This window comes from Pseudomonas sp. P5_A2_2 (assembly GCF_054177685.1).
Genome location: NZ_JBGCUL010001040.1, coordinates 1 through 1,511, shown reverse-complemented (window position 1 = coordinate 1,511; position 1,511 = coordinate 1). Strand labels below are relative to the sequence as shown.

Annotated in this window: 2 protein-coding genes; both read right to left on the bottom strand. The window is 56.5% G+C overall.

The genetic code is table 11. From position 1 onward, the window contains the following. The coding region (locus ACXRVY_RS28575) for a GTP-binding protein (RefSeq protein ID WP_458238901.1) at positions 1–334 on the bottom strand (334 nt) is incomplete at its 3' end. Continuing rightward, entirely contained in the window at positions 334–1,257 is a 924-nt protein-coding gene (gene cysD, locus ACXRVY_RS28570) for a sulfate adenylyltransferase subunit CysD (protein WP_317851111.1), read from the bottom strand. The genes ACXRVY_RS28575 and cysD, both read right to left, overlap by 1 nt. Positions 1,258–1,511 lie beyond the last annotated feature (254 nt).

Sequence of the window (1,511 nt, the reverse complement as noted above, 5' to 3'; positions counted from 1 at the left end):
GTGTATCGGCCACGATGAACTTGCGCTTGTCGGTCGAGAAGAAGCGATAGGCAACATCGATGGTGATGCCTTGTTCACGCTCGGCGGAAAGTCCGTCGACCAGTAGTGCGAAATCCAGGTCGCCACCTTGCGTCCCCACCTTCTTTGAATCCGCTTCCAGCTGGCTCAACTGGTCTTCGAAGAGCATCTTCGATTCGTAAAGCAGGCGCCCGATGAGCGTGCTTTTTCCATCGTCGACGCTGCCGCAGGTGATGAAACGCAGCAGGCTCTTGTTCTCGTGGGATTTCAAATATTGCTCGATGTCTTCGGCAATCAAATCGGATACGTGTGCCATTAGAAATACCCCTCCTGTTTCTTTTTCTCCATCGAGCCCGCGGAGTCGTGATCAATCAGGCGGCCCTGGCGCTCGGACGTCCTGGCCAGAAGCATTTCCTGAATGATGGCCGTCAAGGAGTCGGCCTCGCTCTCGATTGCGCCGGTCAGCGGGTAGCAACCCAGCGTGCGGAAACGCACTTTCCTGATCTCGGGAACCTCGCCGTCGTTCAGTGGCATGCGCTCGTCATCGACCATGATGAGCGTGCCGTCGCGCTCCACCACCGGTCGCTCTTTCGCCAGGTAGAGCGGCACGATCGGAATGTCGTTCAGATAGATGTATTGCCAGATGTCGAGCTCGGTCCAGTTGGACAGGGGAAACACCCGGATGCTTTCGCCCTTGTGCTTGCGGGCGTTATACATCCGCCACAGTTCGGGACGTTGCAGCTTGGGGTCCCAGCGGTGCTGCTCGGAGCGGATCGAGAATATCCGCTCCTTGGCCCGCGACTTCTCTTCGTCCCGTCGTGCGCCGCCGAAGGCCGCATCGAAGCCGTGCTTGTCCAGCGCTTGCTTCAATCCCTCGGTTTTCCAGATGTCGGTGTGTATGGCCGAACCATGGGAAAAGGGGCTGATGCCCTTTTCCAGCCCCTCGGGATTGATATGGACGAGCAGGTCGAAGTCGTGCTTTTTCGCCATGGCGTCGCGGAACTGAATCATCTCGCGGAACTTCCAGGTCGTGTCGACGTGGAGCAATGGGAACGGCAGTTTTCCTGGGTGGAACGCCTTCAGGGCCAGGTGCAGCATCACTGCGCTGTCCTTACCGACGGAGTAGAGCATTACCGGATTCTCACACTCAGCGACCACTTCTCGCATGATGTGAATGCTCTCGGCCTCAAGACGCTGCAAGTGCGTCAGCATGTGTTTCCTCCTTCCTCTGCACTGGATCGTGATGCCACCGAGAATCCGATGCCCGGCCCAGTCACTCGAGGTGCGATTGCGTGTGGACGTTTATCGCCCACCTCTTTTTTAAGCCTTGTTACTTAAACTGGCTTTAAAGGTAGATCTCGCAATTGCATGAATCATCGTCCGTTTAGACTATTCGCAGTTCGAATGCTTTTAATACTATCGCCTTATCTTTAACCGCCAGTTGGCTGGGGCGATAGCGGTAGCTCCTGATCGACTGGCCCATTGCGCCGCAG